Origin of the sequence: Prescottella soli, from assembly GCF_040024445.1 — a bacterium.
GTDB classification, from domain to species: domain Bacteria; phylum Actinomycetota; class Actinomycetes; order Mycobacteriales; family Mycobacteriaceae; genus Prescottella; species Prescottella soli.
The window spans coordinates 1,528,489-1,552,033 of record NZ_CP157276.1; the positions used below are offsets into that span (position 1 = coordinate 1,528,489).

At 69.7% G+C, this 23,545-nt stretch carries 24 protein-coding genes; 10 read left to right on the plus strand and 14 right to left on the minus strand.

All coding sequences use genetic code 11. The features are described 5' to 3' along the window. Nucleotides 1-145 precede the first annotated feature (145 nt). The 6 genes from ABI214_RS07110 (at nt 146) to ABI214_RS07135 (ending at nt 5,950) form a co-directional block, all read left to right on the plus strand. The gene (locus ABI214_RS07110) at nt 146-1,828 is read left to right on the plus strand and encodes a peptide chain release factor 3 (protein ID WP_348607902.1); all 1,683 of its coding nucleotides are present in this window, start codon (nt 146-148) and stop codon (nt 1,826-1,828) included. Then, nucleotides 1,825-2,508: a nicotinamide riboside transporter PnuC gene (pnuC, locus tag ABI214_RS07115; RefSeq protein ID WP_348607907.1), complete on the plus strand. Its 684-nt coding sequence runs from the start codon at nt 1,825-1,827 to the stop codon at nt 2,506-2,508. The genes ABI214_RS07110 and pnuC overlap by 4 nt, the downstream gene beginning before the upstream one ends. A 28-nt stretch (nt 2,509-2,536) precedes the next feature. Then, nucleotides 2,537-3,409 (plus strand): LLM class F420-dependent oxidoreductase, encoded by an 873-nt coding sequence (locus ABI214_RS07120; protein ID WP_348607910.1) that lies wholly within the window; start codon nt 2,537-2,539, stop codon nt 3,407-3,409. A gap of 108 nt (nt 3,410-3,517) precedes the next feature. After that, entirely contained in the window at nt 3,518-3,925 is a 408-nt protein-coding gene (locus tag ABI214_RS07125) for a hypothetical protein (protein WP_348607913.1), read from the plus strand. A 22-nt stretch (nt 3,926-3,947) separates the two neighbouring features. Then, nucleotides 3,948-4,649 (plus strand): response regulator transcription factor, encoded by a 702-nt coding sequence (locus tag ABI214_RS07130; protein WP_348607916.1) that lies wholly within the window; start codon nt 3,948-3,950, stop codon nt 4,647-4,649. Beyond that, on the plus strand, nt 4,646-5,950 hold the full coding sequence (locus ABI214_RS07135) for a sensor histidine kinase (RefSeq protein WP_348607920.1): 1,305 nt from the start codon (nt 4,646-4,648) through the stop codon (nt 5,948-5,950). Before ABI214_RS07130 ends, ABI214_RS07135 begins: the two co-directional genes overlap by 4 nt. 6 nt (nt 5,951-5,956) lie before the next feature. On the opposite strand, the gene ABI214_RS07140 is transcribed toward ABI214_RS07135, so the two are convergent. The 8 genes from ABI214_RS07140 to ABI214_RS07175 form a co-directional block, all read right to left on the minus strand. Then, complete coding sequence (locus tag ABI214_RS07140; protein WP_348607924.1) at nt 5,957-7,000, minus strand: enoyl-CoA hydratase/isomerase family protein; 1,044 nt, start codon at nt 6,998-7,000, stop codon at nt 5,957-5,959. A 26-nt stretch (nt 7,001-7,026) separates the two neighbouring features. Beyond that, nucleotides 7,027-7,728 carry a pyridoxine/pyridoxamine 5'-phosphate oxidase gene (locus tag ABI214_RS07145; protein WP_348607929.1) on the minus strand — a complete coding sequence of 234 codons (702 nt, stop codon included), beginning with the start codon at nt 7,726-7,728 and terminating at the stop codon, nt 7,027-7,029. A 9-nt stretch (nt 7,729-7,737) separates the two neighbouring features. Then, nucleotides 7,738-8,148, minus strand: a complete 411-nt coding sequence (locus ABI214_RS07150; RefSeq protein ID WP_348607932.1) for a VOC family protein — start codon at nt 8,146-8,148, stop codon at nt 7,738-7,740. Continuing rightward, complete coding sequence (locus ABI214_RS07155; RefSeq protein WP_348607936.1) at nt 8,145-8,639, minus strand: nuclear transport factor 2 family protein; 495 nt, start codon at nt 8,637-8,639, stop codon at nt 8,145-8,147. Before ABI214_RS07155 ends, ABI214_RS07150 begins: the two co-directional genes overlap by 4 nt. A 123-nt stretch (nt 8,640-8,762) precedes the next feature. Continuing rightward, a complete protein-coding gene (locus ABI214_RS07160; RefSeq protein WP_348607939.1) occupies nt 8,763-10,553 on the minus strand; it encodes an ABC-F family ATP-binding cassette domain-containing protein in 1,791 nt (596 codons plus the stop codon). Continuing rightward, nucleotides 10,553-11,488, minus strand: a complete 936-nt coding sequence (locus ABI214_RS07165) for a 4-(cytidine 5'-diphospho)-2-C-methyl-D-erythritol kinase (protein ID WP_348607942.1) — start codon at nt 11,486-11,488, stop codon at nt 10,553-10,555. The genes ABI214_RS07160 and ABI214_RS07165 overlap by 1 nt, the downstream gene beginning before the upstream one ends. Before the next feature lie 73 nt (nt 11,489-11,561). Further along, nucleotides 11,562-12,305: an ABC transporter permease gene (locus ABI214_RS07170; protein ID WP_348607945.1), complete on the minus strand. Its 744-nt coding sequence runs from the start codon at nt 12,303-12,305 to the stop codon at nt 11,562-11,564. Nucleotides 12,306-12,358: 53 nt separating this feature from the next. Continuing rightward, nucleotides 12,359-13,318: an ATP-binding cassette domain-containing protein gene (locus ABI214_RS07175; RefSeq protein ID WP_348607948.1), complete on the minus strand. Its 960-nt coding sequence runs from the start codon at nt 13,316-13,318 to the stop codon at nt 12,359-12,361. A 108-nt stretch (nt 13,319-13,426) separates the two neighbouring features. Between ABI214_RS07175 and ABI214_RS07180 the strand changes: the two genes are divergently transcribed. Beyond that, nucleotides 13,427-14,395, plus strand: a complete 969-nt coding sequence (locus tag ABI214_RS07180) for a helix-turn-helix transcriptional regulator (RefSeq protein WP_348607951.1) — start codon at nt 13,427-13,429, stop codon at nt 14,393-14,395. Here ABI214_RS07180 and ABI214_RS07185 read toward each other — a convergent pair. Further along, nucleotides 14,380-14,850 carry a nuclear transport factor 2 family protein gene (locus ABI214_RS07185; RefSeq protein WP_348607954.1) on the minus strand — a complete coding sequence of 157 codons (471 nt, stop codon included), beginning with the start codon at nt 14,848-14,850 and terminating at the stop codon, nt 14,380-14,382. The two genes, ABI214_RS07180 and ABI214_RS07185, sit on opposite strands and share 16 nt — an antisense overlap. Before the next feature lie 163 nt (nt 14,851-15,013). Continuing rightward, nucleotides 15,014-15,217, minus strand: a complete 204-nt coding sequence (gene cspE, locus ABI214_RS07190) for a transcription antiterminator/RNA stability regulator CspE (protein WP_005514750.1) — start codon at nt 15,215-15,217, stop codon at nt 15,014-15,016. Nucleotides 15,218-15,540: 323 nt separating this feature from the next. Between cspE and ABI214_RS07195 the strand changes: the two genes are divergently transcribed. From ABI214_RS07195 to ABI214_RS07205, 3 genes are read left to right on the plus strand one after another with little or no spacing between them, the layout of a single operon-like run. Further along, entirely contained in the window at nt 15,541-15,750 is a 210-nt protein-coding gene (locus tag ABI214_RS07195; protein WP_348607958.1) for a heavy-metal-associated domain-containing protein, read from the plus strand. Nucleotides 15,751-15,758: 8 nt separating this feature from the next. After that, nucleotides 15,759-16,694 carry a hypothetical protein gene (locus tag ABI214_RS07200; RefSeq protein WP_348607961.1) on the plus strand — a complete coding sequence of 312 codons (936 nt, stop codon included), beginning with the start codon at nt 15,759-15,761 and terminating at the stop codon, nt 16,692-16,694. After that, nucleotides 16,694-18,952, plus strand: coding sequence for a heavy metal translocating P-type ATPase (locus ABI214_RS07205; protein WP_348607964.1), 2,259 nt, complete (start codon nt 16,694-16,696; stop codon nt 18,950-18,952). The genes ABI214_RS07200 and ABI214_RS07205 overlap by 1 nt, the downstream gene beginning before the upstream one ends. Before the next feature lie 52 nt (nt 18,953-19,004). Here ABI214_RS07205 and ABI214_RS07210 read toward each other — a convergent pair whose 3' ends face one another. The 4 genes from ABI214_RS07210 to rsmA all read right to left on the minus strand — a co-directional run bounded on the left by ABI214_RS07210 (nt 19,005) and on the right by rsmA (nt 23,517). Then, on the minus strand, nt 19,005-20,603 hold the full coding sequence (locus ABI214_RS07210; protein WP_348607967.1) for an ABC transporter substrate-binding protein: 1,599 nt from the start codon (nt 20,601-20,603) through the stop codon (nt 19,005-19,007). Nucleotides 20,604-20,756: 153 nt separating this feature from the next. Next, nucleotides 20,757-21,623: a hypothetical protein gene (locus ABI214_RS07215; RefSeq protein WP_348607969.1), complete on the minus strand. Its 867-nt coding sequence runs from the start codon at nt 21,621-21,623 to the stop codon at nt 20,757-20,759. Between the two features lie 208 nt (nt 21,624-21,831). After that, the gene (gene lppU, locus ABI214_RS07220) at nt 21,832-22,440 is read right to left on the minus strand and encodes an LppU family putative lipoprotein (RefSeq protein ID WP_348611380.1); all 609 of its coding nucleotides are present in this window, start codon (nt 22,438-22,440) and stop codon (nt 21,832-21,834) included. A gap of 177 nt (nt 22,441-22,617) precedes the next feature. After that, nucleotides 22,618-23,517, minus strand: a complete 900-nt coding sequence (rsmA, locus tag ABI214_RS07225; RefSeq protein WP_348607971.1) for a 16S rRNA (adenine(1518)-N(6)/adenine(1519)-N(6))-dimethyltransferase RsmA — start codon at nt 23,515-23,517, stop codon at nt 22,618-22,620. Nucleotides 23,518-23,545 lie beyond the last annotated feature (28 nt).

The window sequence follows — 23,545 nt, forward strand, 5'->3', positions numbered from 1 at the left end:
GTCCGGACACTACGACTGCCCAGCCGATCCCCCTGACGTATATCCGGAAGCGGTGCCGACCTGTTACTGCAGGACACCGCCCGCGTACCCTTGTACCGGTTATCACCGATTTCTCCCCCGGCCCCGACTCCCCGAGAGGTTCACGTTGACCAGCGCCCCCGACTCGGCCGAACTCACCACCGCCGAGAAGGCGCCGACCGCCGGTACCGCACCGAAGTCCCTCGCGGCGGAGGCCTCCCGACGTCGCACGTTCGCCGTCATCTCGCACCCGGACGCCGGTAAGTCGACACTCACCGAGGCCCTCGCACTGCACGCGAAGGTGATCTCCGAGGCCGGTGCCGTGCACGGCAAGGCCGGACGCAAGTCGACGGTGTCGGACTGGATGGAGATGGAGAAGGCCCGCGGCATCTCGGTGTCGTCGACGGCCCTGCAGTTCAACTACCACGCCGACGAGACCCCGGGCGACCAGATCAACGTCGTCAATCTGGTCGACACCCCCGGCCACTCCGACTTCTCGGAGGACACCTACCGCGTGCTCACCGCCGTCGATGCCGCGGTGATGCTCATCGACGCCGCGAAGGGCCTCGAGCCACAGACCCTCAAGCTGTTCCAGGTGTGCCGCCACCGCGGCATCCCGGTCATCACCGTGATCAACAAGTGGGACCGCCCGGGCCGCACCCCGCTGGAGCTGCTCGACGAGATCGACGAACGCATCGGCCTCACCCCCACGCCGCTGTTCTGGCCGGTCGGTATCGCCGGCGACTTCCGTGGTCTGCTCCGCCGGGGGGAGGACGGTGTCGCGCAGGAATACATCCGCTTCACCCGTACCGCGGGCGGCGCCAAGATCGCCCCCGAGGAGGTCATGGACGCCGACGCCGCCGCGGCCCGCGAAGGCGACGAGTGGGTGACCGCGGCCGAGGAGAGCGAACTGCTCTCGGCGAGCGGCCAGGACCACGACCAGGAGCTGTTCCTGGCCGGCCAGACCTCGCCGGTGATCTTCGCGTCCGCGATGCTCAACTTCGGCGTCCGGCAGATCCTCGACACCCTCATCGCGCTCGCCCCCGCGCCCGGCGCCCGCAAGGACGTCGCCGACGGCGCCCGCGAGGTGACCGACCCGTTCAGCGCCGTCGTGTTCAAGGTGCAGGCCGGCATGGACGCCGCCCACCGGGACCGTCTGGCGTTCATGCGTGTCGTCTCCGGTGTGTTCGAACGCGGCATGGTCGTCACGCACGCCCAGACCGGCAAGCCGTTCGCGACGAAGTACGCGTTGACGGTGTTCGGCCGCGACCGCAACACGGTCGAGAACGCGTACCCGGGCGACATCGTCGGCCTGGTCAACGCCAACGCACTCGCGCCGGGCCACACGCTGTTCAGCGACAAGAAGGTGGAGTTCCCGCCGATCCCGTCGTTCGCGCCCGAGCACTTCTCGGTGCTGCGCGCCGAGAGCGCCAGCAAGTACAAGCAGTTCCGCCGCGCCGTCGACCAGCTCGAGTCCGAGGGCGTCGTGCAGATCCTGCGCAACGACATCCGCGGCGACGCCTCGCCCGTCATGGCGGCGGTCGGTCCCATGCAGTTCGAGGTGGTCGCGGCCCGCATGAAGGCCGAGTTCAACGTCGAGGCCCGGATGGAGCCGCTCGGATACGCGCTCGCCCGGCGCACCGACGCCGAGTCCGCGGTCGAACTGGGCCGCCAGCGCGGCGTCGAGGTCTTCACCCGCACCGACGGTGTGCTGCTGGCGCTGTTCAGCGACAAGTGGCGCCTGCAGTACATCCAGAAGGAGATGCCGGAGCTCACGCTCGAGGCGCTTGTCGCCGCGGGCGATCAGTGAGCCTGCTGCAGACACTGTTCGACGCCGAGATCCACCTCGGCGGCGCCACCATCCTGTGGCGCGAGATCGTCGGGAACGCATTCGGCATCGCGTCCGCGATCGGCGGGATGAAACGCGTCGTGTGGGCGTGGCCGGTGGGGATCATCGGCAACGCCCTGCTGTTCACGGTGTTCATGGGCGCGCTGTTCCACACTCCGCAGGACCTGAACCTGTACGGCCAGGCCGGACGGCAACTGCTGTTCATCACGGTCAGCGCGTACGGCTGGACCACGTGGCTGCGGTCCCGGCACGACTCCGGCGAAGCGGTGCTTCCGCACTGGGCGTCGACCGGCCAACGGATCGCGATGATCGCCACGATGGTCGTCGGAACGGTCGCGTTCGCGAAGGTCTTCGACATGCTCGGCTCGTGGGGGCCGTGGCCCGACGCCTGGATCTTCACCGGTTCGATCCTCGCCACCTACGGCATGGCCCGCGGGTGGACCGAGTTCTGGCTGATCTGGATCGGCGTCGACGTGGTCGGCGTCCCGCTCCTGTTCAGCGGCGGCTACTACCCGTCCGCGATCCTGTACCTGGTGTACGCGGCATTCGTGTTGTGGGGCTTCGCGGTGTGGATGCGCATCCAGCGCCTGACCGCGGCACGGGCCGCCTCGGACACACCGTCCGACACCGCCGTGGAATGATCCACCGACCGGTCCGGTTGGACCGAGTATGGCACAGCTCACACATGACACGGCGGGCACTCCCGCGTACGGAAAGTTCGGCGTCTGGCGGCTCGCCCTCGGACTACCACCCGAGGTAGGCGCGGAGATCGAACGACTCGGCTACGGCGCCATCTGGGCGGGCGGATCTCCGCCGGCCGACCTCCAGGTGATCGAGGACCTGATCGCCGGCACCGAGAAGATCACGGTTGCAACGGGGATCGTCAACATCTTCTCCGCGCCGGCAGACGAGATCGCGAAGTCCTACCACCGGATCGAGTCCCGGCATCCCGGACGCTTCGTCCTCGGCATCGGCGTCGGCCATCCCGAGGTGCCCGGCATGGGCGTCGAGAAGCCGTACGACGCCCTCGTCCGCTACCTCGACGTCCTCGACGACGCGGGCGTCCCCAAGCACCGACGGGTGCTCGCCGCGCTCGGCCCCAAGGTGCTGAAGCTGGCCGCGGATCGATCCGCCGGCGCCCACCCGTACCTGACGCCACCCGAGCACACCCGGCAGGCCCGGGACGTCCTAGGCCCGGACGCCCTTCTCGCGCCCGAGCAGAAGGTGGTGCTGAGCACCGACTCGGACGCGGCCCGCACGATCGGCCGCGAGGCCGTCGAGAACCCGTACCTGCACCTGCGGAACTACCGGAGAAACCTCGAGCGCCTCGGGTTCCCCACCGCCGAACTCGACAACGGCGGCAGCGACCGCCTGATCGACGCCCTCGTCGCGCACGGCGATCCCGCGACCGTCGCCGCGCGGCTCACGGCGCACCTCGACGCGGGGGCCGACCACGTTGCGGTGCAGGTACTTCCGATGGCGGACGACCCTCTTCCCGCGCTGCGGGAGCTGGCCGCAGCGCTCGGGATCGTGCGCCGGTGATTCTCTAATCAACCCCTAAGACTTCGCTAACGGGAGCCGAGTTTTGTGCCCATAACTTGGCTGGTGTCGGGGCCACCGGGGCTCCGACACCGAGCGAGGAGTCCGACCATGACCAAGTCCCTCATCCGCAACATCACGCGCCGCAAGGTGGGCGTCGCCGCTGCGAGCATCGCCGCCGCGGGCGCTCTTGCCGTGCCCGGCGTCGCCTGGGCCCAGAACTCTCTTCCCGGCGGCGAGCCGGTGGTCGTCTCGACCCCAGCCGCGGAAACGACCGCGGCGTGCTCGACCGAGAACCTGTCGGACGAGGAGATCCAGAAGCTGATCGAGGACAGTTCCGAAAACCGCCCGGTGGTCACCGAGGCCGGGGCGCCCACGGAGAGTATCGCCGCGTCCGTGCTCACCGACGCCGCGTCCACCGAGGCGGGCGCGGCACCCACCGAGGCCGGCGCCGCACCCGCCGTCACGGCGACGACCGTCAGCGCCGACGCGGTGATGATCACAGCGCGCGCCTGCTGAGTAGCCGAAAAGACCGGGCACTATGGATCCAGTGACCGATAGCGCCCGCATCCTGCTCGTCGACGACGACCCCAAGGTCCTGTCATCCCTCACGCGGGGGCTCCGCCTGTCCGGTTTCGACCTCGAGACCGCACCCGACGGAGCCTCCGCGCTGCGGGCCGTCAGTTCGTCGAACCCGGACGCGATCGTCCTCGACGTCAACATGCCGGGCCTGGACGGGGTCAGTGTCGTCACCGCGCTTCGCGCGATGGGCAACGAGGTCCCCATCTGCGTCCTCAGTGCGCGCAGCACGGTCGGCGACCGGATCGCAGGACTCGAGGCCGGCGCCGACGACTACCTCACCAAGCCGTTCGAGCTCGGTGAGCTGGTCGCCCGACTACGCGCACTACTGCGCCGCGCACCGCGCAAGGACGTCCCGGCCGGTGTCGTCACCGTCGGCGAACTCGAGGTGGACCTGCCCGGCCGACGTGTTCGCGCGAGGGGTGAGCGAGTGGAGCTGACCAAGCGCGAGTTCGACCTGCTCGCCGTCCTCGCCGAGAACACGGGGATCGTCCTCAGCCGGGTTCAGTTGCTGAGGCTGGTGTGGGGCTACGACTTCGACGCGGACACCAACGTCGTCGACGTCTTCGTCACGTACCTGCGAAAGAAATTGGAGGCGAACGGGATGCCGCGCGTGCTGCACACCGTGCGAGGCGTCGGGTTCGTGTTACGGGATCAGCCGTGAGCCCGCGCCGACGCTCACTGTCTCTGCGTGCCCGCGTCGCCCTGGTGTCGGCGCTCGCCGCCACCATCGTCATCGCCGCGATCGGATTCGCCTTCGCGGTGTTCCTGCGGGTCAACAGTTCCGAACAACTCGATCGCACCCTGGACTCGGTGTCGCTGACTGTGCCGTCCGAGTCGGCGGTCTCGGGATTCGGCACCGCGCCCACTTCGCCCCTCGTCGAGCGCGACCCGGCGGTCGTCTCGACCCCCGCCGCGGAAGTCACCGACGCTGTCCGCGCAACCACGATCGACGGCACCGCCGTGCGGGCAAAGGACGTCCCGATCAGCGGAGCCGTGGGCCAGGTGGTCGCCGTCTCGGTTCCCGAGGACGCGCTCAGCCGCGCCATCCACGATCAACAGTGGCAGGTGGCCGGCGCCGCGATCGTCGCCATCGCGGTCGCGGCCGGGCTCGGCTGGCTGCTTGCCGGGCGGGCGGTACGACCCATGCAGCGGCTCGCCGCGGCCACCCACACGGTCGGCGACGAACTACCCACCGCCCTCCCCGACATTCGCGGGGTCCGCGAGGCGGAGGAACTCGCCGACGCCATCGGACACATGCTTACCCGAATCGGTAAGGCGCAGAGCCGAACACAGCAAGCGCTCGGTTCGGCACGGGACTTCGCTGCCGTCTCGGCACACGAGCTGCGCACCCCGCTCACCTCGATGCGCACCGACCTCGAGGTGCTCGCCACCATGCAGCTGTCCGACGAGCAGCGCGCCGAGATCATCCGCGACGTGCTGGCCACCGAACGGCAGATCGAGACCACCCTGTCGGACCTGGAGAGCCTGGCCGTCGGCGAACTGTCCGACGCCGACGATCACGAGGATCTCGACCTGGTGGAACTGGTGGATCGATGCGTGCAGGAGTCGGCCCGGCGCCTGCCCGACGTCGCCGTCGAACTCTCCACCCCGCCGGCCCTACGGATGCGAGGGCTCCCGTCGGGGCTTCGCTCGGTCCTCGAGAACGCGGTCACCAACGCCGTCCGGCACGGGCGCGCCGACCGGGTCCGGATCACCGTCACCGACAACGGCGACCGTGGTGTCACGATCGCGGTCGACGACAACGGGATCGGTGTGCCCGAACACGAACGCGCGAGGTTGTTCGAGCGTTTCGCGCGGGGATCGTCCGCGCACCCGGACGGCTCCGGGCTCGGTCTCGCCCTGATCGCCCAGCAGGCGTCGCTGCACGGGGGCACCGCCGAACTGACCGACAGTCCGCTCGGCGGTGCACGCCTGCAGTTCGACCTGCCCGTGACCGTCTGAGGGCGACTACTCCGCGGGTGCGGCGGTGATCTCGGTGAACAGCGCCTCGATCGCCTCCGGGTCGATGTCGTCGACCGACGGCGGATTCCAGGAGGGGTTGCGGTCCTTGTCGACCAGGACTGCCCGCACGCCTTCGATGAAGTCGGCGTTGCGGGTCACCTCGGCGCCCAGCGCCAGTTCGAGGTCCAGGCACTGCTCGAGGGTCAGATCCGCGCCCCGACGCACCAGCTCCGCCGTGATCCACAGGCTGCTGGGGGCCAGTGAGGCCAGCTCCTCGCGGGTGGTCTTGGTCCACACGTCGTCGCCGGTCAGCCGGGCCACCATGTCGGCGAGGCTGCCCGAGCCGAAGACGCGGTCGATCTCGCCCTGCCGATCCGCCAGCTCCGACGCCGGCGCGTCCGTGGCGTGGCGCGCCAGGACACGATCGACCTCTCCGGCGTCACCGCCGCTGATGGCGCGAATGTCACCAGCGAGCGCGTCGATCTTGTCGCTGGGCACGAAGTGCGTGGCCAATCCGACGGCGACGGCGTCCGCGCCGGATGCGCGGGCACCGGTCAGGCCCAGGTACATTCCCGTCGCTCCGGTCAGCCGGGGCAGGAAGTAGCTGGCACCGACGTCGGGGAAGAAGCCGATCGCGGTCTCGGGCATCGCGAGGCCGGCCTTCTCGGTCACCACGCGCACCGATCCGTGCACCGAGATGCCGAGCCCGCCACCCATCGCGTGGCCGTCGATCAGCGCGATGTACGGCTTGGGATAGTTCGCGATGAGCGCGTTGAGCTTGTACTCGGTGGAGAAGAACTTGTGGACCGCATTGTGGTCGCGGTCGAGTGAGGACTGGCGCACCGACTTGATGTCGCCGCCCGCACAAAATGCCCGGTCCGATGAGCTTGTCACCAGTACCGCCGTGATCGCGTCATCGTCGCGCCACTGCTCCAGCGCGGCATGCATATCGCGAATCATGCTGTTGTCCAAGGCGTTGAGCGCCCTGGGCCGATCGAGCACGATCTCCGCGACACTGCCGTGCACGCGGGTCTGGATGAACGACGTCATCGTGCCTACCTCTCCTGTCGAACGATTCACGGCCACAACGCGTCGGTATGCCATCCGGCAGCCCCACCCGGGGTGCGCCGGTAGCGGACACGCAGGTGCCGTCGGCCCGGATCTGCGTGCCAGAACTCGACTGTCGCCGGAACCAGACACCAAGCCTGCCAGGTTTCCGAAACGAGCATTCGGTCGGCCTCCAGATCGGCCGCCGCGGCCCGGACCGCGGCGTCGTATTCGGCTACGTCCATGAGGATCTCGCTCTGCCGACTCGCCGCCGCCACCGCCCGCGCCGTCTCCGACCGCTCCCGGAAGTCACGCGCGCTCACCTCGAGGTCGCCGGCTTCGACCCCGCCGCGCACCCGCACCTGACGGCCCTGCTCCCGCCAGTAGAAGGTCAGCGCCGCCGCCGGACGGGCGTCCAGCTGACGCGCCTTGGGTGAACGCAGGTCACTCGAGAACCACCAGCCGCGCGCCGTGACGTCCTTGAGCAGCAGCGTGCGGGCGTCGGGGAAACCCGACGCATCCACCGTCGACAGCGTCGCGACGTGCGGTTCCACCACCCCGGCCGCAGCCGCCTCGCCGAGCCACGACAGGAACAGTTCGACGGGGTCGGCCGGCAGGCCCGGGTCTGCGGGCATCGGCAGTCCGCTGCTCGGCGGCGACGCCTGGGAACCGGGGAAGGCACGAATCCAGCTGCGGGTGTCGCGGAACGACGCGCGGGGCGGAACGGTCACCGACCGACCCTATCGGCCGGCGGCACCCTTCGCCGGTCCCGACAGCATCCAGCGGTGTCCGAACGGGTCGATCAGCGTCGCGTTGCGTCGGCCGTCGTTCTCCGAGATCCACCGCTCGACGGTGCCCCCGGCATCGTGTGCCCGCGCGAGCACCGCGTCGGTGTCATCGACCGGCAGCATCAAGCTCACCGATGTCGCACCCGACTCGGGTGCCGTCAGGCCCATCTCCGGGAATTCCTCGGCCAGGTAGACCATCCCGGTCTGCAGACGCAGCTCGGCATGGCCGATACGGCCGTCGTCCATCACGATCGGCTCCCCGACCAGTTCGGCCCCGAACGCCTTCCGATACCACTCCAGCGCCTCCCGCGCCCCGCGGACCGTCAGATACGGCAGGGCGCCGGCCGGAGGGAAATCCGTCACGGAGCCACCCCGGGCACCCCCGACTGCGGCGACCCGATCAACGCCCACCGGTTCGACGTGAGGCGGAAGCTCGGCATGTCGGCCAGCGAGTACACCGACTCGTAGGTGCGCTCGTACGCGGTGTGCGCGATCCTCCACCGTCCGGTCGCGTCCTTCGCGTAACGGTCCTGATAGAACGCGGCGCCGTGCATCAGCATCTGGTCGCCGGGCACCACGACCGTGTCGGACAGGTACCAGATACCCGTCGCGGTGTCGCCGTGCACGTCGATCTCGGGGTGGCCGCAGTGGTGTTCGGTGATCACGTGCGGACCGAGCGTGTCCTGCAGGAACGACACGAAGGCGTCCCGCGAGTCGAACCGCAGATGCTCGGCGTAGGTGGCCGTCACGTCGGGCAGCATGGTGTCCGCGAAATCCGCCCAGGACTTGGTGTCGAGGGCGCGCACGTACCGGTACTTGAGCCGACTGATCTCGGCTATCGCCTCCAGATCCACGATGCCCGCCCTCCACCCCGCGCGTACGGTACTAGTGCAGGCTATCCGCCATCGTGGGCATCTGGGGCCGGTAGCGGCATTATCGTTGCACACGAAGACGAACGGGACGATTCGCCGGCCACGTCACTCGAGTTCGGACGCGAGCTCCATCCACTGCTCCTCCGCGGCCTCCTTCTCGGCCACGACCTGCTTGAGTTCGGCGTCCAGGCTCATCAGCTTCGACGGGTCCGTGGCGGCCTCCGCGAGCTGCGCGTGCAGCTTCTCCTCGCGCTCGGACAGCTTCGACACCGTCCGTTCGAGGCGGGCCAGTTCCTTGCGGGCCGCGCGGTCGGCGGCGCCGTCGCGGGCCACCTTGGGCGCGGCGGCCCCGGCGGTGGACGCGACCGACTGCGCCACGTTCTCCGGCTTCTGCGCCAGCACCGCACGCCGGCGCAGGTACTCCTCGATGCCGCCCGGCAGGTTCGTCAGCTTGCCGTCGCCGAAGAGCGCCCACGTGGTGTCGCAGATCCGCTCGATCAGGTAGCGGTCGTGCGAGATGACGACCATCGTGCCGGCCCAGCCGTCGAGCAGATCCTCGAGCTGCTGGAGGGTGTCGATGTCCAGGTCGTTGGTGGGCTCGTCGAGCAGCAGCACGTTGGGCTCGCCCATGAGCACGCGGGTGAGCTGCAGGCGGCGTCGCTCACCACCGGACAGGTCCCCGACCGGGGTCCGCTGACGGGCCGGCGCGAAGCCCAGCCGCTCGGCCAGCTGTCCGGCCGAGATCTCCTTGTCGCCCAGCGTGATCCGCTCCGCGACGTCCTTGACGGCGTCGAGCACCCGCATGTCGGTGGGCAGGTCGTCGAGCTCCTGGCGGAGCCACCCGATCTTGACGGTCTGGCCCTGGATCCGCTTGCCCTCCGCCGGCTCGAGCTCGCCGGCGAGGGTGCGCAGCAGCGTCGTCTTGCCGGAGCCGTTGACGCCGACCAGGCCGACGCGCTCACCGGGGGCGAGCCGCCACGTCAGGTCGTGGACCAGCTCGCGTCCGTCGGGTGTCGTGAGCTTGGTGTCCTCGAGTTCGATGACGACGCGGCCCAGGCGACGCTTGGCGAACGACGCGAGCGCGATGCTGTCGCGCGGCGCGGGGACGTCGGCGATGAGCGCCTCGGCCGCCTCGACGCGGTACTTCGGCTTGGACGTGCGGGCCTGCGGTCCGCGCCGCAGCCACGCAAGTTCCTTGCGGGCCAGGTTCTGCCGCCGCTCCTCCGCGGCGTCGGCCTGCCGGGCACGTTCGGCGCGAGCGAAGATCCAGTCGTTGTAGCCGCCCTCGTAGCTCTCGACCTTGCCGCCCACCACCTCCCACGTGCGGGTGGCGACGGTGTCGAGGAACCAGCGGTCGTGGGTGACGACGACCAGCGCCGAGCGCCGCGAGACGAGGTGCTCGGCCAGCCACTGCACGCCCTCGACGTCGAGGTGGTTGGTGGGCTCGTCGAGTACCAGCAGGTCGAGGTCCTGGACCAGTGCGGCGGCCAGCGCGACACGGCGCCGCTCGCCACCGGAGAGGCCGTCGACCTTCGCGTCGAGACCGAGGTTGTCGATGCCGATGCCCGCGAGGATGCCGCGGATCCGGGCGTCACCCGCCCACTCGTGGTCGGCGACACCCAGCGGACCCAGGACCACGTCCCCGACGGTCGACCCCTCGGGCAGCACGCCACGCTGCGTCACCACCGCCATCCGGAGCCCGCCGACGCGGCTGACGCGGCCCGAGTCCGGCTCCTCGATCCCGGCGAGCACCTCGAGCATCGTCGTCTTGCCGCCGCCGTTGAGGCCGACGACGCCGATGCGTTCGCCCTCCTGCACACCGAGCGAGACGGAATCGAGCAGCGGCTTGATGCCGAAGGACTTCGAAACCTGTTCGAGATTGATCAAATTCGCCATCAGTGGCTGCCTTCCGGCTCGGGGTCGATCACGCGTGCGCCGGGCACCGGCCCGCTCGCGACACGTACGGTGCGGCACACTCCCGCACCCGAGAGTTCCGCGCCCACCGCGACGGCGGAGTCGGCGTCCGCGCACAGGAACGCACACGTCGGCCCCGAGCCGGACACGATGCCGGCGAGCGCGCCGGCGGTCACCCCGGCCCGGAGCGTGCGCCGCAGTTCCGGTGCCAGCGACAGCGCCGCCGCCTGCAGGTCGTTGCCGAGCAGTGGCGCCAACGCGTCGGCGTCGCCGGACGCGAGGGCGTGCATGAGATCGGACGCGTCACCGACCCGCGGCGGGTTGCCCTCGGCACGGAGCCGATCCAGCTCACGGAACACCGTCGGCGTCGACAGCCCGCCCTTCGCGAGTGCGAGCACCCAGTGGAACGTGTTGCGGGACAGGACGGGCAGCAGCTTCTCGCCGCGCCCGGTGCCGAATGCGGTACCGCCGTGGAGACTGAACGGGACGTCGCTGCCGAGCCGCGCCGCGAACTCGTCGAGGGCGTCGCGGTCCAGGCCCAGTCGCCACAAGTCGTTGAGGGCCACCAGCGCGGCCGCGGCGTCGGCGCTGCCGCCGGCCATGCCGCCCGCGACCGGGATGCCCTTGACGATCGAGATCTCGACGTCGGGGGCGATGCCCGCCTCGGCCGCGAGCATCTCGGCGGCCTTCCAGACCAGGTTGGTGGCGTCCGTGGGCACCGAGGCGGCACCCTCACCCCGGACCCGCACCGCGAGGCTCTCGGCGTGGACGACGGACACGTCGTCGGTGAGCGAGAGCGCCTGGAACACGGTCCTCAGCTCGTGGTAGCCGTCCTCTCGGAGGTCACCGACCGCGAGATGCAGGTTGACCTTGGAGGGAGCCCGGACCGTGACGGGGCGCGGAACGACGGAAAGCACAAGTTCCAACAATAGGCGCTCCGCCCGAGGCGACGAAAACGCACCTCAGGCGGCACTTGGCCCGGTCGAGCCACTACCGCACGGACCGGACCCCGACACCCAGTCCCACCACGGCGACGGTGACCGCAGCGATCACACCCGACAGGACCGCTCCGGATGCGAGTTCGCCCGCGAACAGGGCCCGTTCGGCCTCGACCACGTAGCCCAGCGGGTTGGCCGCGACGAGTGCCCGCATCCACCGCGGGGCGTCGTCGAGCGGGAGCATCGTGCCCGACAGGATCAGCATCGGGAACATCAAGGTCTGCTGCACCACCCAGAACATCCAGTCCTGCTCACGGACGGCCAACGCGAGCGCGTACGACAGCGCGCCGAGGCCCACCCCGAACACGCCGAGCAGCGCGATGCCGACGACCGCGCCGAGCGGATCGACGTCCAGGCCGAGCGGCAGGGCCACCAGGATGATCAGAACCGCCTGCGCGGCAAGGGGAACCATCTCCTTCGCGGCCCGCCCGATCAGCAGCGACGAGCGGTGCAGAGGTGTCACGAGCATCCGCTCGTGCGAGCCCTGCTGCATCTCCATCAGGAGGTTCGAGCCCGTCATCGACGTGCCGAAGATCGCGATCATCACCAGCACGCCGGGGATAAACCAGTTCCACACGCCCTCCCCCATCCCCGGGACGCTCTTCAGCAGCGGGCCGAACAGGGCGAGCAGGATCAGCGGCTGGGCGAGGCTGAACACGACGCTCACCGGGTCGCGAAGGGTGGGTCGCAGTTCGCGGGCCATGACGATCCCGCTGTCGCGCACTATGCCGGTCATGTGAAGTCTCCTTGGTCTGGTCTGGATATCGGATCGAGTCGAGCCGGTCGGGCTCACGCCGCGGCGGTCTCGCGCAGGCTGCGGCCGGTCAGGCCGAGGAAGACGTCGTCGAGCGTCGGCCGGGCGATATCGGCGGTCGCGACGCGGAGACCGGACCCCTCGGCCGCGCGGAGAAGCCCCGGCAGCGCGGCGTCGCCCTCGCTCGTGCGGACCCGGATCACGGCACCGGTCATCGTGACGTCGCGAACCGTCACGAGCGATGCCGCGAGGTCGGCGGCCCGGGCCGCGGCGACGGGATCGTCGAACCCGATCGTCAGCAGGTCCCCGGCCAGTTCCGACTTGAGCGCGGACGCGGTGTCGTCGGCGATCACCGTGCCGCGGTCGATGACGATCACCCGCTCGGCCATCGCGTCGGCCTCTTCGAGGTAGTGCGTGGTGAGCACGATCGTCGTGCCCATCTGCGCGCGCAGCCGCAGGATGTGCTCCCACAGGTTGGCTCGGCTCTGCGGGTCCATGCCGGTGGTCGGTTCGTCGAGGAACAGCAGCGGCGGCCGGTGGACCAGCCCGAGCGCGATGTCGAGACGTCGGCGCTGGCCACCCGAGAGGGTGCTCACCTTGCGTGTCGCCAGGTCGGCGAGATCGAGGGCGTCGAGCAGTTCATCCACCCTCGCTGCGGAGGCCGCCTTGGCCATGTCGTAGCAGAGGCCCTGCGTCACCAACTCGTCCCGGACCCGCTGATTGTGCCCGGCCCCGCTGCCCTGCCCCACGTAGCCGATCCGGCGCCGCACCTCGTCACGATCGGTGGTGACGTCGAATCCCGCGACGCTCGCCTGACCCGACGTGGGCGCCAGCAGGGTGGTGAGCATCCGCAGGGTCGTCGACTTGCCCGCGCCGTTGGGGCCGAGCAGCGCCACCAGCTCGCCCTCCGCGACCTCGAGATCGACGTCCACGACCGCGTCGACCGTGTTCTTGCCCTGTTTGAACCGCTTGGTCAACCCCTCCGTGTGAATCATCGCGCGCATCGTCCGTGCCTTTCGTTCGGCGGTTCCGTCCCTGTCGCCACGAAAGCTACGAGCGATTGCGGACACCTACCGTCCTCGATCGGTGGAATGCTCGGACCCATGCGGGAAACATCGGCACGACTGCTGCGGCTGCTGTCCCTACTCCAGACCCGACGGGACTGGTCCGGCACGGAACTGGCCGACCGCCTGGACGTCACCCCGCGCACGGTGCGGCGCGACGTCGACAAGCTGCGTGGCCTGGGCTACCCCGTCGACGCGACCGTCGGCGTCGGGGGCGGTTACCGACTCGGCGCCGGCGCGGAGATGCCCCCGCTGCTGCTCGACGACGACGAGGTCCTCGCCGTCGCGCTGGGACTGCAGTCCGGTGCCACCGGAGCCGTCGTCGGGATCGGCGAGTCGTCGGTGCGCGCCCTCACCAAGCTGCGGCAGGTGATGCCGTCGCGGCTGCGACACCGACTCGAGGCCCTGCAGGTGGACGTCGTGCAGCGCGAACCGGCACCGAGCGCCGTCGATGCCGCGGTGCTGTCCGCGATCGCGTCGGTGTGTCACAACCACGAACGCCTCCGCTTCGACTACCGCACGCACGACGGCAGCGAGAGCAGACGGGAGGTGGAGCCCTATCGGCTGGTCCGATCCGGGTCGCGCTGGTACCTCGTCGCGTGGGACACGATGCGCGACGACTGGCGATCCTTCCGCGTCGACCGCATGGACCCCAAGATCCCCGCCGGTCCGCGGTTCACGCCGCGCGAACTGCCGCCCGGCGGCGCGGCCGAGTTCGTGGCACGTGGGGTCGACCGCGCGGTGACCCGGGTGCGGGCGCGGGTGCTGCTCCACGCCCCGATCGACGAGATCGCGCCGATGGTCGACGCCGCGTGGGGCACGCTCGAAGACGCACCCGACGATCGGTGTGTGGTCGCGCTCGGGGGCGATTCACCGCGGTCGATCGCGCGGTGGCTCAGCGCATTCGACGTCGACTTCACCGTGCTCGACCCACCCGAACTGCGCGACGAGTGCAGACTGGCCGCGGAGCGCCACGCGGTGGCGGCCCGCCGCTACGGCGACGCCTGACCGGGAACGTCCATCCAGGTACCGCCGACGTCGTTGCGGATCCACTCGACCTCGATCCGCCGGTCCGCGATCGCCCACCGCCCGTCGCGGCGTTCGAACCGGTCGAGGTAACGCAGCCAGACGATGAGGAAGTTCCGGGTGGGATTGCCGGCGTCCGCGGCGCTGGTGTGCTGCGCCATCGCGTAGATCTCGGTCTCGGCACTGTCACCGGCGAGTTCGATCAGCTGATTCCCCGCGAAGTGGAAGGTGCGATCGAAGAGCCCGAAGCCGGCCGGGTCGGCCAGGAACTCCATGAAGTCGTCGATCGCGCCCTGGTAGAAGGGCGCGTAGTCGTTGTGCGCGTCGTCGAAGAAGCACCCCCGCACGAGCGCCCAGTCCCGGCGGTCGACGCCCCGGAAATAGCGGTGCAGCACGTCGCCGATCTCGGCGCGGTCACTCAACTCCTCGGGCGTCACGTCGGCCCCCTCCGTCTCGTCGGCTCGGTTGCCGAACCCTAGCGCCGAACCCGGTGCCGGTGCGACGAATCGGGCCGGAGACACGACACGGGCCCCACTCCGGGAAGGAGTGGGGCCCGTGTCTCGTCATGCGCCCGGCTCAGCCGGGCAGATCCGAGTCAGCTCAGACAGCGGTGACGTCGGTGGCCTGCGGGCCCTTGTTGCCCTGGCCGATCTCGAAACGCACGCGCTGGTTCTCTTCCAGGGTGCGGAAGCCGTTGGTCTGAATGGCCGAGTAGTGGACGAAGACGTCGGCGGAGCCGTCGTCGGGCGCGATGAAGCCGAAGCCCTTTTCAGCGTTGAACCACTTCACGGTGCCTTCTGCCATGTTTCTTTTCTCTCCTCTTACACAGTGCAAACTCGGGAAACTCCAGGTCAGGGGTTCCCGGGCCGGTGTTACTCGGCGGCTACGTCGCTCTCAGGAGAGACCTCGTCCGCCCGCAACTTCAGGATTTGCGAGCGTGGACTAACACAAACACAAAAACTACGACCGAGATCAGTCAACCACAACCAGCGCCGATACGCACCGGTCCGGCCCAGACGTGTCGCACGTCTCGAAATCGACCCCTTGCGCCCAATACCCCCTGGGGGTACCTTCCTAATTGTTCGCCATACCCACACGGGGTAGTGGTACAGCAGAGGGAGATCGACATGAGCACCGCCGAATACGCCGTCACCGGGATGACCTGCGGACACTGTGTCGCCTCGGTCAAGGAAGAGGTCGGCGCGATCGCGGGCGTCTCCGACGTCGCCGTCGACCTGCAGTCCGGCCGCCTGACCGTCACGTCCGCAGCCCCGCTCCCCGAGTCCGCGGTCACCGCGGCAGTCGAGGAAGCGGGCTACACGGCCCAGCCGATCTGAGGAATCCGATGCGCACGTCCACCACGCTCATCGCCTACGCCGGGGGCCTCGCTGTCGTATTCGCCGCAGCCCTCGGCGTGGGCACCGTCACGGGGAGCCCGATCGACATGACGAGCACACACACCGACAGCCATGCGGCGGCCGCGCCGACCGCCACTCCGGAGGCGGGTCTCCCCGCCGGGCTACAGGTATCGCAGAACGGCTACACCCTGAGCGAGATCACCTCCCCGGCCCGCGCCGAGGAGCCCGGCACCCTGAGCTTCCGCATCCTGAGCGCCGATGCTGAACCGGTCCGCGCGTTCGACGAACTGCACGGGAAGCAACTGCATCTGATCGTCGTCCGCACCGACACCAGCCAGTTCCGGCACGTCCACCCGACACTCGGCCCCGACGGCACCTGGTCGATCGACTGGACCTGGCCGACCGGCGGCACGTACCGCGTCTTCGCCGACTTCCAGGCGTCCGGCGCGCACGGCCAGCTCACGCTCGGTCGCAACGTCGACGTCGCCGGCGACCTCCAGCCGGCTACGCTTCCCGCCGCGTCGCGCACCGCGACCGTCGACGGCTACACCGTCACCCTCGACGGTGACCTCACCACCGCCGGCGGCCCGCTCACGCTCCGGGTCACGCGCAACGGCGTCCCCGTCACCGACCTGGACCCGTATCTGGGGGCCTACGGGCACCTGGTCGCGCTGCGCACCGGCGACCTCGCCTACCTGCACGTCCACCCCGAGGGCGCGCCCGGCAACGGCGTCACCGCACCCGGCCCGGACGTCACGTTCCACACCCAGGCCCCGAGTGCCGGGACGTACCGCCTGTTCCTCGACTTCCAGCACGAGGGCACCGTCCACACCGCCGAGTTCACCGTTCCGGTGGGCCCGACGACCACCCCACCGGCCACCGAATCCGCACCCGCACACGACGGTCACGAAGGAGGACACTGATGACCACCGCCGATCTCGCAACCGGCCGCGGTGACACCATCGAACTCTCGATCGGCGGCATGACGTGCGCCTCGTGCGCCGCCCGGGTCGAGAAGCGACTCAACAAGCTCGACGGCGTCACCGCGACCGTCAACTACGCCACCGAGAAGGCGAAGGTCACCTTCGACGACTCGGTCACCGCCGACGACCTGGTCGGCGCGGTCGAGAAGGCCGGGTACACGGCCACCCTCCCGACTCCCCCGACCACCGACGAGTCCGGCGGCGCCGAGGACCCGCACGACCGCGAACTCGCGTCGCTGCGTACCCGGCTGATCGTGTCGGCGGTCCTGTCGATTCCGGTCATCGCGATGGCGATGATCCCGGCGCTGCAGTTCACCAACTGGCAGTGGCTCTCGCTCACCCTCGCCGCGCCCGTCATCGTGTGGGCCGGTCTGCCGTTCCACCGCGCCGCGTGGACCAACCTGCGGCACGGCACCGCGACGATGGACACCCTGATCTCGCTCGGCACGTCCGCCGCGTTCGCGTGGTCGCTGTACGCGCTGTTCTTCGGCACCGCCGGCACCCCCGGCATGACGCACGCCTTCGAGCTGACGATCGGCCGGATGGACGGCGCCGCGAACATCTACCTCGAGGTCGCCGCCGGCGTCATCACGTTCGTGCTCGCCGGACGGTACTTCGAGGCCAAGTCCAAGCGGACCGCCGGCGCCGCCCTGCGCGCCCTGCTCGAGCTCGGGGCCAAGGAAGTCTCCGTCCTGCGCGACGGTGTCGAATCCCGCATCCCCGCAGACCAACTGCGCGTCGACGACCTCTTCGTGGTCCGCCCCGGCGAGAAGGTCGCCACCGACGGCGTCGTCGTCGAGGGCAGCTCCGCCGTCGACATGAGCATGCTGACCGGCGAATCGGTGCCCGTCGAGGTGAGCGTCGGCGACGACGTCGTGGGCGCCACCGTCAACGCCGGCGGACGGCTCGTGGTGCGGGCCCGCCGGGTCGGCAGCGACACCCAGCTCGCCCAGATGGCCGCGCTCGTCGAGGACGCGCAGAACGGCAAGGCCGAGGTCCAGCGTCTCGCCGACCGCATCGCCGGCGTGTTCGTGCCCATCGCGATCGCGATTTCGGTTGCCGCGCTGGGCTACTGGATCGGAACCGGCAACCCACTGCAGGTGGCATTCACCGCCGCGGTCGCGGTGCTCATCATCGCGTGCCCGTGTGCGCTGGGCCTGGCCACCCCGACCGCACTGCTCGTCGGCACCGGCCGCGGCGCCCAGCTGGGCGTGCTCATCAAGGGCCCCGAGGTCCTCGAGACCACACGCGGCGTCGACACCGTCGTGCTCGACAAGACCGGCACCGTCACCACCGGCAAGATGACGCTGGTCGACGTGATCACCGCCGACGGCGTCGACCGCGACGAGGCGCTGCGACTGGTGGGGGCGCTGGAGAACGCGTCCGAACACCCGATCGCCCAGGCCGTCGCCGCCGGTGCCGCGGGGAGCGTCGGAACGCTGCCCGGCGTCGAGGATTTCGTGAACGTCGAGGGCAAGGGCGTGCAGGGCATCGTCGACGGCCACGCAGTGGTCGCCGGCCGCGCAAGCCTGCTGGCCGACTGGTCGCAGCACCTGCCCGACGATCTCGCCCGCGCCAAGAGGGACGCGGAGAAGCTGGGGCGGACCGCGATCGCCGCCGGCTGGGACGGGCAGGCCCGGGCCGTGTTCGTCGTCGCCGACGCGATCAAGGACACCAGCGCGGACGCGGTGCGCCGCTTCAAGGCCCTCGGACTGACCCCGGTCCTGCTGACCGGAGACAACGAGACCGTCGCCCGGACCGTGGCCGACCAGGTCGGCATCGACACAGTGATCGCGGAGGTGCTGCCCGGCGACAAGGTGAACGCCGTCAAGGACCTGCAGTCCCGAGGCAAGGTGGTCGCAATGGTCGGCGACGGCGTCAACGACGCGGCCGCCCTCGCCCAGGCCGACCTGGGCCTGGCGATGGGCACCGGCACCGACGTCGCGATCGAGGCCGCCGACATCACGCTCGTCCGGGGTGATCTCCGCTCCGCCGCCGACGCGATCGAGTTGTCGCGCAAGACCCTCCGCACGATCAAGGGCAACCTGTTCTGGGCGTTCGCGTACAACGCGGCGGCGATCCCGCTCGCGGCGGCGGGCCTGCTGAACCCGATGCTCGCGGGGGCCGCGATGGCGTTCTCGAGCGTGTTCGTCGTCAGCAACAGCCTGCGGCTGCGGCGGTTCCGCCCATCCGCATAGAACACGACGAGGGCCCGGCGACCGCGTCGTCGGGCCCGTGCCGTTCGTCGGGTCAGACGCGACCCGCGTTGTCGAGCAGCATGATTCCCGTCGCGGTGGGCACCACGCCGCGAACATTCTGCTGCCAGGCCACGTAGATCATCACGGAACTGATCGGCACGCTCGGCACGGTCTCGTTCCACAGCGTCTGGATCTCGGAGATCACGCCACGGATCTGCTCGTCGCCGTCGGCGGCCTGCAGCTTGCCGAGCAGCGCGTCCATCTGCGGATTCGCGTACCCGGAGAAGTTGGAGATGGAGTTCCCCGTCAACGTCGTCTGCAGGCCCAGGAACGGGATCGCCTCGTACAGGCCGATACCGGCGTGCGCCATGTCGTAGTCGTGCTGGACATACACCTGCTTGACGATGTCGCCCGCGTTGTTCGCGTTGACGATGTTCACGGTGAACCCGACCGCCTGCAGCAGCGACTGCACGGCCAGGCCGATCGCCGCCTCGGTGGGCTCCTGCAGCACGATGTAGTTCAGTTTGCCGTCGTAGCCGTCGGCCCTGGCCTCGTCGAGCAACTTCCGCGCGGCGTCCGGATCGTAGGGCAGGCCCTCGACATCGGTGGCCCAGCGGGACCGCTCGTCGAACATCGCCTTCCCGGGCAGGCCGAGGCCGTTGTCGCCGCGCCGGCCCACCAACTCCGGATCGATCGCCAGTGCGATCGCCTTGCGCACCCGGACATCCGCGCCCGGGCGGCCCTCGCGGTTGTTCACCAACTCGGCGCCACCGCTGTTGAGGATGCTGAACGAGCCGGGATAGTCGGCGTCGAGCGCGTCGTAGATCGCCTGGGGGTTACCGCGCATGAAGCCGATGTCGATTCCGTTGGTCTTCAACGACTCGAGGTTCTCCCGGGAGCCGCTGAGGGCGACGAACCGGATCCGGTCCGCGTTCGGCTTGCCGTTCCAGTAGTCGGCGCGCGCCGTGAGCACCCGCTCCTCGTTGGGCGCGTAGCGCTCCAGCACGAACGGACCGGCGCCGATCGGCTTGAACGCCTCCCCCTCACCCGCGCTGGGCGCGACGATCATGCCGTGGCCCAGCGCCAGCATCGACGGGAACGTCGGCCACTGCTTGCGCAGCCGGAACTCGACGGTCTGCGGATCGACGGCCGTCGTCGACTCGACCGCGTCGACCCACACCGCGGCACCGTTGCCGCGAGCGGTGTTGTAGCGAATGATGCTCGACACCACCGCGTTCGCGTCGAGCGGAGTGCCGTCGCTGAAGGTCACGCCCGGACGCAGTTTCAGCGTCCACACCATCCCGCCGCCGTCCGACGACAGGGACTGCGCGAGCCGCGGCACGAACTCGCCCGTCTTCTCGTCGTAGCGCAGGAGGACGTCGTAGACCGCCGCGAACTCGTCGCCGCCGCTGCCGCCGCGCGCCGCGGTCCTCGCCGGATCCAGGACCGCGGCGAGGGCCTGCACGCTGAACGTCAGCTGGGGCACCGGGCCAGGCGTGCCCTCCTGGTCCCCCACGAGGCCGACGGCCGGCGGGGTCCGTGTGTCGCCCGACTCGCTCCCGTCGGCCGAGTTCGCGCAACCCGCGAGCACCAGGGCACCCGCGACCACCGCCGCCACCAGACCCTTTCCGAATACCGATCTTCCGCCCACGCACCCTCCCACCACTCGTGCAACTGTGACGCTCGCCACAGATTTCGGAGAGGGTAACCGGCCCCGGTTTGTCCCGATCGACCGTTCCCGGTCAGTGAGAACAGCGCCGACCGAGCCCCTCTCGGGCGCGGTCGGCGCAGGCAGTGTCCTGATTCAGGAGGACATGCTGCCGGACAGGCTTCCGAGCGATCCCGTGCCCGATCCGGTCGCCGGGGCGGGATCGATCACAGCGAAGTCGGTGGTGCAGCCGTTGAACGTCACCGCATCCACGAGCGTCGACGTCGCGGCCGAACCGGTACCGACGCTCACGCCGTAGTGCTCGACGGTGGCGTTCGGATTGGCGGCGGAGATCGCGGCCAGCGTCGTCGGAACGCGGTCCTTCGCACCATCGATGTTCTGGGTGCTCCACCACTTGCCGTTCTGGATCTCGTCGTGCATGCCGCCGTCCGAGGTCGACGTGGTGCCCGGCTCGGCGACCCACACGAGAGTGGTGAATCCGTTCTCGAACTTGCCGCCCGTGGTCCCCAGCAGCCGGATCTGGAACGACGCGGTCGACGTGGCCGCCTTCTCGGCGAACCCGATCTCCTTCGCGATGACGTCCGAGAGCTTCACACTGCCCGCCGAGTGGTACCACGCGGCGCGATCCGACGGCCCGTCGACCGCGAGCTCGAGGGAACCGTTCCGGTCGAACACCTTCGATGCCGAGTAGGACGCCTCCTGTCCGCGCTCGTCGTCGAACGGGATGCCCCATCCCGCCGGCGCCTTTTCGGTCGACAGCGGGTCACACGTGAAACCCGCGGCCGGCGCCTCGGACGAGCCACCCGTCGAGCCACCGACCGAGCCGTCGAGCGAACCACCGAGCGAGCCACCGGCGGAGCCACTGACCGAACCACCGAGCGAGCCGCCCAGCGAACCGAGGGAACCGGTGGGTGCGGCGTATGCGAGCGCCGGGACGACCAGCGCTGCAGTACCGACGACCACGGCCGCCGCAGCAGCACGACGGATCGAAATTCGCGACATGAGAACACCTTTCGACATGCAAGAACGAGGCTGTACCCCGCCGAAACTAGGGCAGCGCACGCCGGCACCGACGCCGAACCGGGACGACCGGATACGAAAGTAGGAGCCCTTCGATACGAAAGGAGGAGATACCCGCCGGACGAGCCGGATCACGAAATGCGAACGGCCCGGAGGGAATTCCCTCCGGGCCGTCGTCACGAACCGAACGCTAGCCGCTGACCGTCTCGGTACAGACGGTGAAGCGGCGCTCGTCGTGCACGAAGCCGCCCTCCGAACACTGCTCGACGTCGGTCACGCCCTCGATGATCTCGACGGCCCGCTCGATGTTCGGGGCGGTGGGATTGGTGCAGTCCACGCGCTGCGGCTCGTCCTCACCGTCGGGCATGCTCATGCAGCCGCCCATCACCCAGTCGACGTCGAGGCACAGGGCGCCGCGCTCGCTGCCCCACCGGGTCTCGTAGTAGACCTGGTCGACGTCGGACGGACACTGCGCGTTCTTCGTGGCCTTGGCCACCACCTTGTAGTTGGACTTGTCGCTGCCGCACTTCGCTTCGGCGATCGTCGCCGCGTCCGACGTACCACCCAGGCGCACGCAGTCACCGATCGCGACGTCGATGTCGACCGAACCACCGCGGTCGCTCCCCTGCTGACCGGACACCGTGCTGGGCGCCGCGCTGCTCGTCGTGCTCGACGAACTCGTCGACCCGGAGTCGGCAGCCGCCGCCGTGCCCTCCACCGATCCACCACACCCAGCGACCAGTGCGGTCGCTGCCACCACCGACGCCACCCCGATCGACCGACGCAGGTATGCCCACATTCGCTTGTTCACAACCGTTTTCCTCGAAATCACAGCTCGAAGGGACCCTTTCGCGGCGATCTCCCCCGACAGCGACCGCCCGGTCTATTGTGGTCCAGAAATCCGATCCGGACGAATCGGCGCGATCCGGATCACAGAGGCCGGCCGAACCATCCTGTGACGAAAGACGATTCGGCGTCAGTCGGTTTCCGGGACCGACGCGAGTCGCACGAAAGCGGCCGCGTCGAGCCTCTCACCGCGGGTCGACGGTTCGATCCCCGCCGCGACGAGTCGCCGCTCGGCCTCGACGGGCGAGCCGGCCCAGCCTGCCAGCGCGGCGCGAAGAGTCTTACGGCGCTGCGCGAATGCCGCGTCGATCACCGCGAAGACACGACGTCGGTGCGCGTCGTCCATCGGCCACGGCGCCTCGGTGTACCGGTCGATGCGCACCAGGCCGGACTCCACCTGCGGCACCGGCCAGAACACCGCCCGACCGACGTGGCCCGCGCGCTTGACCGCACCGAAGAAGTTGGCCTTCACACTGGGAACGCCGTACACCTTGTTGCCCGGCGTCGCCGCCAGCCGGTCCGCGACCTCGGACTGCACCATCACCAGTGCAGTACGCAAACTCGGGAACTCGGCGAACAGGTGCAACAGCACCGGGACGGCCACGTTGTACGGCAGATTCGCCACCAGCGCCGTCGGCTCACCCGGGACGTCGTCGGGCATCACCCGCATGGCGTCGGCACCGACCACCGTCAACCGGTCCGCCAGCTCCGGCGCCCGGTCCGCGACCGTCGCGGGCAGGCGTGCGGCCAGCTTGGGATCGATCTCTACGGCCACGACCTTGTCGACGACGTCGAGCAGCGCCAGCGTCAGCGAACCCAGGCCCGGACCGACCTCGAGCACCGTGTCCTGTGGGCCGACACCGGCCGAGGCCACGATGCGGCGCACCGTGTTGGCGTCGTGCACGAAGTTCTGCCCGAGCTGCTTGGTGGGGCGCACACCGAACTCTTCGGCGAGGGCGCGGACCTCGGCAGGGCCCAGGAGGGCGGCCTGTCCTCGCGGGTGGATGGGGGGCGGCACGGCGTCTGACACCTGAAGAACCTAACGCACGTGGCAAGCG

Coding starts and splice junctions, on each gene's coding strand:
- ABI214_RS07120 (WP_348607910.1), top strand. CDS start 2,537: ATGGCACAGCTCACACATGACACGGCGGGCACTCCCGCGTACGGAAAG.
- ABI214_RS07125 (WP_348607913.1), top strand. CDS start 3,518: ATGACCAAGTCCCTCATCCGCAACATCACGCGCCGCAAGGTGGGCGTC.
- ABI214_RS07130 (WP_348607916.1), top strand. CDS start 3,948: ATGGATCCAGTGACCGATAGCGCCCGCATCCTGCTCGTCGACGACGAC.
- ABI214_RS07140 (WP_348607924.1), bottom strand. CDS start 7,000: ATGACGTCGTTCATCCAGACCCGCGTGCACGGCAGTGTCGCGGAGATC.
- ABI214_RS07160 (WP_348607939.1), bottom strand. CDS start 10,553: ATGGCGAATTTGATCAATCTCGAACAGGTTTCGAAGTCCTTCGGCATC.
- ABI214_RS07170 (WP_348607945.1), bottom strand. CDS start 12,305: ATGACCGGCATAGTGCGCGACAGCGGGATCGTCATGGCCCGCGAACTG.
- ABI214_RS07175 (WP_348607948.1), bottom strand. CDS start 13,318: ATGATTCACACGGAGGGGTTGACCAAGCGGTTCAAACAGGGCAAGAAC.
- ABI214_RS07180 (WP_348607951.1), top strand. CDS start 13,427: ATGCGGGAAACATCGGCACGACTGCTGCGGCTGCTGTCCCTACTCCAG.
- cspE (WP_005514750.1), bottom strand. CDS start 15,217: ATGGCAGAAGGCACCGTGAAGTGGTTCAACGCTGAAAAGGGCTTCGGC.
- ABI214_RS07195 (WP_348607958.1), top strand. CDS start 15,541: ATGAGCACCGCCGAATACGCCGTCACCGGGATGACCTGCGGACACTGT.
- ABI214_RS07200 (WP_348607961.1), top strand. CDS start 15,759: ATGCGCACGTCCACCACGCTCATCGCCTACGCCGGGGGCCTCGCTGTC.
- ABI214_RS07205 (WP_348607964.1), top strand. CDS start 16,694: ATGACCACCGCCGATCTCGCAACCGGCCGCGGTGACACCATCGAACTC.
- ABI214_RS07215 (WP_348607969.1), bottom strand. CDS start 21,623: ATGTCGCGAATTTCGATCCGTCGTGCTGCTGCGGCGGCCGTGGTCGTC.
- lppU (WP_348611380.1), bottom strand. CDS start 22,440: ATGTGGGCATACCTGCGTCGGTCGATCGGGGTGGCGTCGGTGGTGGCA.